General features: G+C 65.3%; 11 protein-coding genes and 2 pseudogenes. 9 read left to right on the plus strand and 4 right to left on the minus strand.

Going from position 1 to position 12,216, the window contains the following annotated elements; genetic code table 11:
• Nucleotides 1–641, minus strand: a pseudogene (locus ACWEQQ_RS26870) (NAD(P)(+) transhydrogenase (Re/Si-specific) subunit alpha); the annotation flags it as partial.
• A 175-nt stretch (nucleotides 642–816) separates the two neighbouring features.
• Here ACWEQQ_RS26870 and ACWEQQ_RS26875 point away from each other — a divergent pair.
• Both ACWEQQ_RS26875 and ACWEQQ_RS26880 read left to right on the plus strand, forming a co-directional pair.
• Nucleotides 817–1,290, plus strand: a complete 474-nt coding sequence (locus ACWEQQ_RS26875) for an Lrp/AsnC family transcriptional regulator (protein ID WP_452350176.1) — start codon at nucleotides 817–819, stop codon at nucleotides 1,288–1,290.
• Between the two features lie 351 nt (nucleotides 1,291–1,641).
• A complete protein-coding gene (locus ACWEQQ_RS26880) occupies nucleotides 1,642–1,896 on the plus strand; it encodes a GNAT family N-acetyltransferase (RefSeq protein ID WP_452350177.1) in 255 nt (84 codons plus the stop codon).
• A 27-nt stretch (nucleotides 1,897–1,923) separates the two neighbouring features.
• Here ACWEQQ_RS26880 and ACWEQQ_RS26885 read toward each other — a convergent pair whose 3' ends face one another.
• Entirely contained in the window at nucleotides 1,924–2,556 is a 633-nt protein-coding gene (locus tag ACWEQQ_RS26885) for a GntR family transcriptional regulator (RefSeq protein ID WP_452350178.1), read from the minus strand.
• Nucleotides 2,557–2,792: 236 nt separating this feature from the next.
• On the opposite strand from ACWEQQ_RS26885, the gene ACWEQQ_RS26890 reads away from it, so the two are divergent.
• From ACWEQQ_RS26890 to ACWEQQ_RS26915, 6 genes are all read left to right on the plus strand, one after another.
• On the plus strand, nucleotides 2,793–4,523 hold the full coding sequence (locus tag ACWEQQ_RS26890) for a dihydroxy-acid dehydratase (protein WP_452350179.1): 1,731 nt from the start codon (nucleotides 2,793–2,795) through the stop codon (nucleotides 4,521–4,523).
• Nucleotides 4,520–5,419, plus strand: a complete 900-nt coding sequence (locus tag ACWEQQ_RS26895; protein ID WP_452350180.1) for an NAD(P)-dependent oxidoreductase — start codon at nucleotides 4,520–4,522, stop codon at nucleotides 5,417–5,419. Before ACWEQQ_RS26890 ends, ACWEQQ_RS26895 begins: the two co-directional genes overlap by 4 nt.
• A complete protein-coding gene (locus ACWEQQ_RS26900; RefSeq protein ID WP_452350181.1) occupies nucleotides 5,416–6,186 on the plus strand; it encodes a hydroxypyruvate isomerase family protein in 771 nt (256 codons plus the stop codon). Before ACWEQQ_RS26895 ends, ACWEQQ_RS26900 begins: the two co-directional genes overlap by 4 nt.
• Before the next feature lie 144 nt (nucleotides 6,187–6,330).
• On the plus strand, nucleotides 6,331–7,113 hold the full coding sequence (locus ACWEQQ_RS26905; protein WP_452350182.1) for a fumarylacetoacetate hydrolase family protein: 783 nt from the start codon (nucleotides 6,331–6,333) through the stop codon (nucleotides 7,111–7,113).
• 55 nt (nucleotides 7,114–7,168) lie between these two features.
• The gene (locus ACWEQQ_RS26910; RefSeq protein ID WP_452350183.1) at nucleotides 7,169–7,816 is read left to right on the plus strand and encodes an isochorismatase family protein; all 648 of its coding nucleotides are present in this window, start codon (nucleotides 7,169–7,171) and stop codon (nucleotides 7,814–7,816) included.
• Between the two features lie 11 nt (nucleotides 7,817–7,827).
• Entirely contained in the window at nucleotides 7,828–9,555 is a 1,728-nt protein-coding gene (locus ACWEQQ_RS26915; protein WP_452350184.1) for an FAD-dependent monooxygenase, read from the plus strand.
• On the opposite strand, the gene ACWEQQ_RS26920 is transcribed toward ACWEQQ_RS26915, so the two are convergent.
• Entirely contained in the window at nucleotides 9,542–9,709 is a 168-nt protein-coding gene (locus tag ACWEQQ_RS26920; protein WP_452350185.1) for a hypothetical protein, read from the minus strand. The two genes, ACWEQQ_RS26915 and ACWEQQ_RS26920, sit on opposite strands and share 14 nt — an antisense overlap.
• 32 nt (nucleotides 9,710–9,741) lie before the next feature.
• Nucleotides 9,742–10,399, minus strand: a pseudogene (locus ACWEQQ_RS26925) (CapA family protein).
• A 429-nt stretch (nucleotides 10,400–10,828) separates the two neighbouring features.
• On the opposite strand from ACWEQQ_RS26925, the gene ACWEQQ_RS26930 reads away from it, so the two are divergent.
• Entirely contained in the window at nucleotides 10,829–12,094 is a 1,266-nt protein-coding gene (locus tag ACWEQQ_RS26930; RefSeq protein WP_452350186.1) for an alpha/beta hydrolase fold domain-containing protein, read from the plus strand.
• The last annotated feature ends 122 nt before the right edge of the window (nucleotides 12,095–12,216 follow it).

The raw sequence follows: 12,216 nt of genomic DNA on the forward strand, positions 1-12,216 counted from the left end.
TCGGCGACCTCGGGGCGGACGTCGTAACCGGTGGTCCGGCCACCGAGGCGCTTGGCGGTCGCCAAAGCCTGCAGACCGGCGACACCCACACCGAGCACCAGCACGGTGGCGGGCTTCACGGTGCCCGCGGCGGTGGTCAGCATGGGAAAGAAGCGGGTGGACTCCGACGCGGCCAGCAGCACGGCCTTGTAGCCGGCGACATTCGCCTGCGAGGAGAGCGCGTCCATCACCTGGGCGCGGGAGATACGCGGAATGGCTTCCACCGCAAAGGCCTGCACGCCCGCGCTCTTCAGCGCGCCGATCTTGTTGTCGGCGTTGCGAGGTGCGAGGAACCCGATCAGCGTCTGCCCCGACGACAGCTTGGCGATCTCGCTGTCGTTCGGTGCGGCGACCTTCACGACCACGTCGGCGCTGTACGGATCACCCAGCGTCGCACCGGCTTCGATGTACGCCTCGTCCGGAATCAACGCGCCCAGACCGGCACCGGCCTCGACGATCACCTCGACGCCCTGCTTCAACAGGGCCGGGATGATCTTCGGCACCAATGCGACGCGTCGTTCGTCCGGGTTCGTTTCGCGAACCACTCCGACGCGCGCACCGCGGGGCGCAGCGGTCTGTGCGCTCTGCATTGTCGCTTCCATAGCGCCCGAACTCCTTTCCTCGTCCCTCGACCCGCAAAGATGTCCGCTCAGAATTGCCATCCGAGGCAGCATTGACAACATAATCGTCATATTGCTAGACAAATAGACTCCGGTGGGCGTCCAATTCCGGCAAACAGTCTTCCAGCACCCTAGAACAGCGACAGAGAGTAAACATATGACCACCGACGAAGCGGCCCGAACCAGCATCGATGAGATCGACCGGCGCATCATCCAGGAGTTGTCCCGCGATGCGCGACTGTCGATGCGCGAATTGGCCGAGCGAACCCATATCTCCCGAGCCCACGCCTATGTACGGCTCGACCGCCTCCGGCAATCCGGCGTCATCGAAGGCTTCTCGGCGCGCATCGGGTATGAGAAGACCGGACTACGCGCATCTGCCTTGGTGGCCATGTCGATTCGACAGGAGCGCTGGCACAGTATCGCGGATTCGCTCAGTACCCTGCCGTTCGTCGACCATTACTTCCTGCTGGGCGGCGATTTGGACGTGATTGTCCTGGTGCGCGCCACGGACAATCAGGCGCTCCGCGGTATCGTGCTGGAACAACTGCAGGGTCTGCCAGGCGTGCGGTCGACGAGAACCTGGCTGATCTTCGAGGAAGCCGTAGGTCCCGGACCCGAGTGGGTCTGATCGACTGCACTGCAGCGTGCACCGGTGAGGATGTCGATTTCATTGCTCACAATGTTGATGTATGACGTCCTCGCCACGCTTCCCAAATCTGGTACCCCGCAACGTCGTTCATCAACTACGAACCGCCACCACCGACGCTCCCGAGATAGCGGCGACGATTGACGACATAGCAGCGAGAACCCGAGCGAGTTCATCATCCGCCGCGCCAATGCCTCGGACTGGGCCGACCTGGCGGGAATCGATTCGACCGCAGCAGCCGGTGACGCGCAGCGCGTCGCGAAGATCCGCCGCTGGTGCGAGCAAGGGTCCACGCTCATGGCCGAGGGATAGTCGGGACCGCTCGGCTACCTCGTGCTGGAATGCACCTTCTTCGACCAGGGCTTCGTCACCGTGCCGATGGTCGCCCCCAACGCCCGACGGCGAGGCATCGGGGCAAAGTTGCTCGACGCCGCAGTGGCCGAGTGCACCACCGCGAAGCCCTTCACCTCGACTAACGTCTCGAACCACTCGATGCAGTCGCTGCTGACACGCCTCGGCTGGCACGTCGTCGGACTCGTCCACGGCCTGGACGCAGGTGACCCTGAACTCTTCTTCCTCCGTCACTGATCCCGGCCCGACCCAGGAGATGCTCGTCTAAACCCCTGAGAACCCGCGCACCAGCGTCTGCGCGACCTCGTTGAGGTGCTCGATGGTTAGCTCACGAGCCTGCTCCGAGTCACGGTCCCGCAAGGCCGTCAGGATCAGATCGTGGGCGCGCAGTTCCTCCGCTGACGTGATGTGTTCTTCGATCTGGGGCAGTAGATAGTGCAACCGGCGTACCTCGTCGGTGAGGTCCTGCAGAATGGTCCGAACTCTCGGATTGCCGCCGATATCGGCCAACGCCAGGTGAAACGCGCTCGCCGCGCCCAGAGCGGCGTCCGTGCCCGAGGCATTGTGTTGTTCGCCGAGCATGCGCGCGAGCAGCTCCAGATCATCCGATGTCGCACGGGTCGCCGCCTCCGCGGCAACCTCCGGCTCGATCATGCGCCGGACCGCGAAGATATCGCGAATATCCCGCAACTCAACCGGCCGGACCAGGTAACCCTTCCGTGGTAGCACCACAACCCACCCGGTCTGCGACAGCAGTCGCAGCGCCTCGCGCACCGGCGTCTTGGACACCCCGTACTCGGTGGCCAGCTCCGCCTCGTAGATGGCGGTGCCGGGTGCCCGCTGCACCCGCAGAATCTGGTCCTTGATCCGTTCGTACACCTCGTCGGTGAGCGACATAGCCCCTCTTTCACCAGCTGAAATCCTGAGATCATGAGTGTAACCCACTGAGATCCCACTGATATATCTACAAAGTTCTTCCAAAATCTCTAACGCATATGTCATTGTGGTAGCCATCACTCGGCTTCGTGCCGAGATCCCATCGGCCGCGAGACCCGACTGTCGAGCTCGCAGCGCCATTCAATACAACCCTGATTGCAGCAAAGCTGCCGCAATCGCGGCAGGGTGAGGAAACGATGTCTCAGGAAAGCACCCACCGAATCGGTGGGGAGCTGATGTCCGAGGAAGGTCCGGACGGCTTGATCACCCGAGCCTTCCTGCGTGGAACCGGTTTGTCGGCCTTGACGGTCCGCCAGCGGCCGGTCATCGGCATCGCCAATACGTGGAGTGAGCTCAATCCCTGCAATGCAGGTCTGAGAGAGCTCGCTCAGCATGTGAAACGCGGGATCACCGCAGCGGGCGGGCTGGCACTCGAGTTCCCGACCATCTCCCTTGCGGAGGCGTTCACACGTCCGTCGAGCATGTATCTGCGGAACCTGCTGGCGATGGACACCGAGGAAATGATCACCGCGAGCCCGATCGACGGGGTCGTCCTGCTGGGCGGCTGCGACAAGACCCTGCCTGCCCAGCTGATGGGTGCGGCCAGCGCGGGCAAACCCGCACTGGCACTCGCGGCCGGCCCCCGCCCGCTGTCGACCTGGGAGGGTCGGCCGATGGCGGTCGAGAACCTCTGGCCGCTCATCGATCAGCGCCGGACCGGCCACTTGTCCGACAGCGACTGGTCGCGGCTGGAAGGCTGCCTCAGCGGCGGAGTCGGCACCTGCAATGTAATGGGAACCGCCGTCACCATGGCTGTTGTCGCAGAGGTGCTGGGGATGGCGCTGCCCGGCACGGCGCTCTTGCCAGCGGGCTCGGCGCAGCGGGCAGCAGCCGCCGAGCACACCGGACGAGCCATCGTCGCACGCGCCAGAGCCCACATCACCCCGGCCGCTGTCATGACACCGAGCGCGTTCGACAACGCGCTTCGCGCAGTGTGCGCGGTAGGCGGTTCGACCAATGCGGTGATCCACCTGCAGGCGATCGCGGGCCGGCTCGGATTGTTTTTGACCCCGGCGCATTTGCAGAAGCTCAGCGACTCGACTCCCCTGCTGGCCGATGTGAAACCGTCCGGGCGACGTTTCCTGCACGACTTCGAGGCCGATGGCGGAGTTCCCGCACTCATGGGCCGGCTGCGCGAAATCGCCGACATGACTGCGATGTCCGGCGACGACCGCAGCTGGGACGAGACTGCGACGGACCCGGCCTCGATCGCGGGCTGCCTATCGACGCTGACTCATCCCGTCGGCCAGGCGAGGTCGCTGGTCATGCTGCGCGGCAGCCTCGCCCCCGACGGCGCGCTCCTCAAGCAGTCCGCCGCGGATCCGGGACTGTGCAAACACGTTGGCAGAGCGGTGGTTTTCGACGGTGTCGACGACCTGCGGGCGCGGATCGATCACCCCGATCTGAAGGTCGATGCGACATCGGTGCTCGTGCTGCGCGGGACCGGCCCGATCGGCGGGCCGGGTATGCCGGAGGTCGGCCACCTGCCCATTCCGCGAAAACTGCTGGAGCAGGGCGTCACCGACATGGTGCGCATCTCCGATGCCCGGATGAGCGGCACCGCGACCGGAACCGTCGTATTGCACGTGGCTCCCGAGGCGGCAGCTGGCGGACCGCTCGCACTCGTCCACGACGGGGACCTAATCGAGCTCGATACCGCCCGCAACACCCTCGATCTGCTGGTGGACTCCGCCGAATTGGAACGGCGCAGCCTTGAGAGTGGCCCGAATCATCAAGGGCCACAGCGAAACGACGGCACCGATTCCTCGGCGGCTCCCCAGGCGCGCGGGTATGCGCGATTGTTCGCCGAGCACGTGACGCAGGCCGATCGGGGCTGCGACTTCGATTTCCTGCAGGCGGCGCGATGAGCATGTTCGATGTCGGCCTGATCGGAACAGGGGCGATGGGGACACAGATCGCCACCCGCATCATCGCCGCGGGCCATCAGCTCGCCGTACACAATCGAACCCGCGGGAACGCACTCGCCGTGGAGAACGCGGGCGGGCAGTGGTGTGGCAGCGCAGGGGAGCTCGCCGGGGCCAGCCACGTCGTAATCTCCTGTCTGCGAAACACTCTCGCGGTCGAGACTATCTACGGTGGCGACGACGGTCTGCTCGCCGGAGCCCGGCCCGGCCAGATCTTCGTGGAGCACGGCACCTTCGCACCAGCCAACGCCCGCGACCTTGCTGCCTTGGCCCGTGAGCGCGGTGCGGCATTCCTCGACGCCCCGGTCACCGGCGGGCCGGCGGGAGCCGCGCAGGGAACACTCGCGATCATGGCCGGCGGTGACGCCGACGCCATCGACCAGGTGACTCCGCTGTTGAAATCCTTCGGATCTCGCATCACTCGCGTCGGCGGCTCCGGCACGGGCCTCGAACTCAAACTCGTGAACCAGCTGCTGGTCGGCGCGCACATGACCGCCGCCGCCGAGGCGATCAGAGTACTCGACCGGGTTGGCATCGATCTCGGCCTCGCCGCAGAGGTCCTGCTCAGTGGATGGGCCGAGAGCACCATGCTCCGGCGCGCCTTCACCCAGCTCGAGCTCGAGGCGGTAGAACACACCGGCGCCACTATCTCCGGCATGAATGAGGTCTTGGACCTGGTGAATCGCCTACGTGATGACGCCCGCCTCAGCGGACCGGTGCTCGACGCCACCACCGCGACATTCCGGGCGGCCGTGGCGTGCGGCGCCGGCGAGCTCGATCCGGCAGCTCTCGCCCGGCTCGACCACAAAAGTACGGCGGCGCAGGTGGGTCCTCGATGAGATGGGCGGCCAATCTCTCGATGCTGTACTCCCGGCTGCCGGTCGAGCAGCGCGTCGCCGCGGCTGCCGGCGACGGCTACTCCTACGTCGAAACCTGGTGGCCCTTCGCACAATCGGCACCGGCGGTGGAGGAAATCGATCGTTTCTGCTCGACGCTGCGGTGTGCGGGAGTCCGGCTGGCGGCCCTCAATCTCGACGCGGGCGACCCCAGTGCCGGAGAGCGCGGGCTACTGACCGACCCCGGCCACGAGATACGCGTGCGGACCAATCTGGAATCGGCCGTCGAGATTCTCGCGGACACGAAGTGCACAATCCTCAACGCCCTGTACGGAAATCGGATCGACGGTCATGATCCGGGATACCAGGACCGGCTCGCCTTGCGCAGGCTGGTCGGAATCGCCGACCGGGTCGCAGAGCTGGGCGTGACGGTGGTCGTCGAAACGCTCAATGCCATCGACAGTCCACGGTTTCCCTTGACGAACATCGGCGACACCGCGGCGCTGGTCACCGAGGCGATCGCACAGAGCGGCCACGGCAATATCGGATTGCTGCTCGACACCTACCACCTGCGAACGATGGGTATCGATCCGGCGATCGCCATCGGCGAATACGGCCCGCTGATCCGCCATGTGCAGTTCGCGGACTCACCCGGGCGCGGGCGGCCCGGTACCGGCTGCATCGATTTCGATGGGGTCACACAGGCATTGGCAGAAATCGGCTATTCGGGATTCATTGGGCTCGAGTACGACCCGTCCCCACAAGGTTAGGAATCGAAAATGAAGATAGTCAGTTACGGACCCGAGCGGGCCGAACGTCCGGGAATCTTCGTGCCGGAGCGAGGAATCGCGCCGCTGGACCCACTACTGCGGTCGCTCGGTTTGACCGCGGTTGACTCCAACACCTTGGTCGCCATGCTCGACTGGCTGCAACCCGAGATCGAGAAGGCGACCGCGAACGATACGGCCACGCAGTCGATCTCGTGGCTCGACCCCGCTACCACCCGCCTCGGATCGCCTATTCCTTTCCCTGAGAAGGTGCTGGTGGCCGGTGGCAACTATCAGTCGCATGTCGATGAGGCTGCGGGGATGAAGAACGCCCCTTCCCCCTCGGAACCGATCATCATTCTCAAGCCGTCGAATACCGTAATCGGCGCGCGTGACGCGCTCATTCGCCCGGCGCAGACCGAACAGCTCGACTACGAAACCGAAATCGCCGTCGTCATCGGTCGCGGCGGGCGGCACATCGCCGCGAAGAACGCCTACGACCACGTCGCCGGATATTGCATCGCCAACGATGTCACCGCCCGCGATCTGGCATTCAAGGATGTCCACATCAGCCCGCTCTTTTCACAGATGACGCGGGCCAAGGGCATCCCGACCGGTGCGCCGCTGGGACCGTGGCTGGTCACCAAGGACGAGATCCCCAATCCCCACCGACTCCAGCTGCGCTGCTGGGTCAATGGCGAATTGCGCCAGGATGGTAGCAGTTCCGAGATGATCGTCGACATCCCGCACCTGATCGAGGATTTCAGCAAGGTCATCGAGCTGTCCCCCGGCGATGTCATCATGACCGGCACCACCACCGGCTGCGGCGCATTCCAGAATCCCCCGAAGTTCCTGCGCGACGGCGACGTAGTGCGAATGGAGATCACGGGGCTCGGCGTCATGGAGACGCCGATCGGAGATGAGAAGTGACTGCGTTCAGGGCGATTCCCGAACGATCACCGAATCCCTATTCAGGAGAATCACAGTGGACATCGAGGTCCGAACTCCCGAGAACACCTGCATTGTTCTCATCGACTACGTCAGCGGATTCGCCCCGCTGATCGCGTCGCAGACCGTGGCCGAAAACGTCTCCGGCGGGCGCGCTCTCGCACAGACGGCGCTCGCCTACGGCATCCCGCTGATCGTTTCCGTCGGCCCTGAGCACGACCCCCGGGGTGTGCTGTACCCGGAGATCGCGGAGGTACTCGGGGACCATCTAGTGCAGCATCGCGGTCTGTCCTTTGATGCCTTCGAGGACGAGGAGTTCGCTGCGGCCGTCATGGCGACCGGACGCCGGCACCTGGTCATTGCCGGTCTGATGTCCGATGGCTGCGTCATGCATACGACCATGAGCGCCCTGCGGCGCGACTACGGCGTCTCGATCGTCGCCGACGCGACCGCCAGCACAAGCCTCACCGCGCATCACAGCGCGATGGCCCGCTTCACCCAGCTGGGTGTCGTGCCGCGCACATGGATGTCTCTCGCGTCCGAATTTCAGAAGTCCTACGCGAATACCGAGACCCTCACCGAATATCGCGCGATCCAGGCCAATATGCCCGGTTACGCGATGTTGAACGCCACCCTCGGCAATCTTCGAAATCTAGCCGCAAACACCTCGATCGAAAACCAGTAGGAGCACTATCCATGTCTACAACACGAACCGATCACGAGGTCGTCATCGTCGGTGGCGGACCGGTCGGCCTGATGATGGCGATCGAACTCGGTCGCCGCGGCGTGGAGGTCGAAGTGATCGAACGCCGGACCACCCGGCTGCGGCATCCGCGGGCAATCGGCCTGCACGCGCGGACCATGGAGATCATGCGCCAGCTCGGCTGGGCGGAGGATGTGCGCCGGGTCGGCAACTTGCCGCTGGAGCGCTGGTCCAGTTTCGGCTACATGACCCGATTGAATACGGCCGACATCGGATCCATCGATCTGATGTCGGATCCCGACCGCGTCGAGCGCGCTTACTCGGAATCCCCGGAGATGATCGCCTGGTGCGCGCAGGACGTTTTCGAGCCCTTCCTCGTCGAGAAGGTACGTGAGTTCCCGTCGGTCCGTCTCACAACGGGCCTGCGCGTGACTCATCTCGAACAGCTCGACGACCATGTCGCGCTCACCGTCGAGGATGAAACCGGCGCGGTCCGGCGCATTTCGTCCAAGTACGTGGTCGGAGCCGACGGCGCGCACAGCACCGTGCGCGGGCTGCTGGGCATCGAGGCACCGGTCTCACCGACCAAGGGCCACCAGCTGAACGCGTGTTTCGTCGGCGACCTCCGCCCCTATCTGGGCGATCGCAACCACATTCTCTGGTGGATCATCAACCAGGACACCACGGGCGCGTTCCTCACCTATGACGGCGACCGTCGCTGGGTATACAGCTGGGGATACGATCCCAACCGGGAATCGGTCGCGGACTACCCGCCGGAACGCTGCACCGAGGTGATCCGATCCGCAATCGGCGACGCGGAGGCTGAGGTCGAGTTCGAACGGGTCTTCCCCTGGACCATCGATGCCGCCATTGCCGACAGGTTCCGTTCGGGCCGGACCTTCCTGATCGGCGATGCGGCACACCGGCTTCCGCCCAGCGGCGGATTCGGCATGAACAGCGGCATCCAGGATGCGCAGAACCTCGCCTGGAAGCTCGCACTGGTGCTGCACGGCCACGCCGAAGAGTGCGTACTCGATACCTATGATGAGGAGCGGCGCGCGGTCGCGTGGTTCAACGCCGAACAGATTCACCGGAACGTCGAGGCGTCGGCCAAGGTCGGATGGGTCATGACCGATCCCGACATGCTCGCCCGCATCGAAAGGCCCGACGGCGGCCCGGTGCGCCAGCAGATCGCCGACGCAATTCCCTTGCAGGAGGACCAATATTGGTCCTACGGCCAGCAATTCGGATTTATCTACGATTCCGCGGCAATCATCGACGATGGAACCATCGAACCGGCATCGATCGTCAGCGACTACCTCCCCTCCGCCGCACCGGGCGCGCATGCACCGCACGTATGGCTGCGCGACCTGAAGGGTAACCGGATCTCGACAATCGACCTGCTGCACACCGATTTCGTTCTCCTGACCACCCCGCAGGGCACGGAGTGGCATGCGGCGCTGGAGGATTTGTCGGCTGCTCGCGAACTGCCCACCGCCACATACACGATCGGTGAAGGCGGCGACTTCGTCGTGGAGGAGGGGCAGGACTGGTTGGCGCGGTATGGAATCGAGGCGTCCGGGGCGGTTCTCGTCCGCCCCGATGGGCATGTCTGCTTGCGTGCCGTCGATGGCGGCACGCCTCCTCGCGAGCTCCTCAAGGAGGCGCTGGCCAAGCTGCTCCCGAGCCCGGTCGTGAACGCGAGCGTCAGGCAGGGATAGCCGCATTCGTGGGCAACACACCCATGAGGTCGAAGCCGCCCAGCTGCCGGTCCGGCAACGGCCGATAGCTGGTCGGCATTCCCTCGTCGGCGGTCACCTGCCGCAGATAGTCCGCCACCTGCGCATCATCCTGGCTGTCGAGCCGCCTAGGCATGACCCGGCCATCCGGGGTCATCGTGCAAGGCACTAAACCGACAGCCCGAGCACTACATCCATGCCCGCGTCGATCGCGGCGTGGGCAATAGCGCGCTCGTATCCCAGCAGCACCGCCGGGCGATTCGCCTCACCCCAATGGAATTGCCCGTTCACCACATCCGCTTCGGCGCGCACGGCCGCGATATCCGTGCACAGATCCGCCAGATCCTGTTCGTAGGGAACGGTGGTGATATCCAGCGGCCGCCCAGGCGCGTGAAAGTCGTCGTACACGTGATAGATCGTGTGCGCGCGGATCGGCCAGATTGCGCCCGAAACCGCAGGTGGCGATAGACAGACTGTGCAACTCATCCAGAGTCTTGAGCATGGCCTCGCCGCCGCCGTCCAGAATGTGGTTGTTCGCGCCGATCACCAGATCGAACATCCTGGGTAGTGCACTCAGGTTGCGCAGGGCGGGCGTCACCTTGCCATGGGTGTTAACCGCCTGCGTGGTGCGGTCGCTGAAGCACCCTTCGAGGTTCGCCACCCGCAGGTCCGCGGTACGCAACAGGTCATCAACATGCGTCCAGATGACGGACGGGTCGTCCCGATCGACCATCACATCGCCCACGACGCACAACACGGTCTTCGCGTTCTCACCGAATGTCATCATCATTCCTGCAATTTTCATCACCTGCTGACAAACATTCATTGCGCAAAGAGGAGTTTGAATGTAGGTCACTTCCGCCGACGGCACACGCCTGTCCGTGACCGAGATCGGCCGGGGCCCCGCGGTTTTGGTCGTCCACGGCAGCCGCGCGGCCGGCGCCGACTGGCAGGCCGTCGCCGAGCAACTGAGCTCGCGATATCGAGTCCTGCTGCTCGATCGGCGCAACCACGCCGCAGTGAACCCGGCCGGTCGCCATCAGCCTCGACCGGGAAGTGGAGGAACTCCACGCGGCCCTGACCGAAATCGGCACGCCCGCCGCAGTATTCGGGCATAGCTTCGGCGCTGTGCTCGCACGCATGTACCGCCCCGCCACGCTGGCCGCGCAAGAGGCCGCACCGGCACTGATGTATCTGCACGGCGGGGCGTGGGTGCGCGGAACACTGGACGCGGCCGAAGTGGTCTGCCGCGAAATTGGCCGCGCGTACACCGGCGGTGGTGTTCTCCGTCGACTATCGCCTCTCCCCCGAGCATCCGTATCCGGCCGCGCTGGACGACGCCCGCACCGCATTCGGCTGGATCCTCACCCAGGCCGCGGCACACGGCGTTGATCAGGCCCGCCTCGCGGTGGGGGGCGACAGCGCCGGAGCCAGTCTCGCGACCACGGTGGCCCGCGAGCATCCCGACAGGATCGGCCTGCAGGTCCTGCTCTCGGGCCTGTACGACCTGACCGAGAAGCTCCCGACCACGGGCGCAGCCGCGCGGGTCGTCGACATCGCCGCAGAACAACGCAGGCTGGGCTGGATCGTCCGCTGCTACGCGCCCGCACCGGGGGACGCGGCTGATCCACATCTCAGTCCGCTCTGCAACAGCGATTTCGCGGGCCTGCCCCCGACGGTACTGATCAGCAGCGGCTGGGACCCGTTCGTCGAACAGAACCGGCGCTACGCCCGGCTGCTGACCGAAGCGGGCGTCGATGTGCGCTATCACGAATACGCCCGCGCGCCACACGCGTTCACCAATCTCGGGTCCGTCTTTCCCGACGCGTTCGAGGTGTACGACGTGGTGGCACACGCCCTGCGGACGCTACAGCCGCCGCAGCCCGGAACCGACGCCGCGGCGGGCGACGCGCCGGCGCGCCGGTCGCGGCGGCCCTACGATTCCGAGGCGCGCAAGCAGGCACTGCTCACGGCCAGCCGGGCGCTGTTCGGTGAACGCGGCTACGCCAAGACCACCATCCGCGCGATCGGCGAGCGCGCGGGCGTCGACCCCGCGCTCATCTCCCGGTATTTCGGCAACAAGGACGGGCTCTACCTCGCCGCTATCACGACCGACGACACCATCCGCCTTCCCGAGGTCGAGGATCTGTCGGACGTGCAGACCATCGCGGAGACCCTGTTGCGGCGCGTCGAGACACGGCAGGGCGTGGGACCGGTCGCACTCGCACTGCTCGACCCGATGGCCAGCGCCGACGCGCGCGATCGGGCCCGCGAGGTGGTCGACAAACTCACCGCGCCACTCGTCGAACGGCTGACCGACACCGGAACCGGCGACGCCGCGGTGCGTTCGGCGCTGGCGGTCGCCTGCGTGGCGGGCATCAGCGCCGTACACGCGAACGGATCGCTGCCAGCGCTGACCGGCACCGACGTCCCGGCGATCCTCGAATTGCTCGGACCCGCTTTGCACGCGCTGACCGACACCGATCCGCGGGGCAGCTCGGCCGGCCGTCCGGCGGACTGACCCGTCACCCCAGCCCGCCGGACGGGCCATTCATCCAGCCGCAGGGGCCGATTCGGTCCGCGTGACGACCAATTGTCGCCTGAACCCACCCTTGTGAGCAGATCATCTACAGAATTTAGTTT

Source organism: Nocardia sp. NPDC004123 (genome assembly GCF_053603795.1).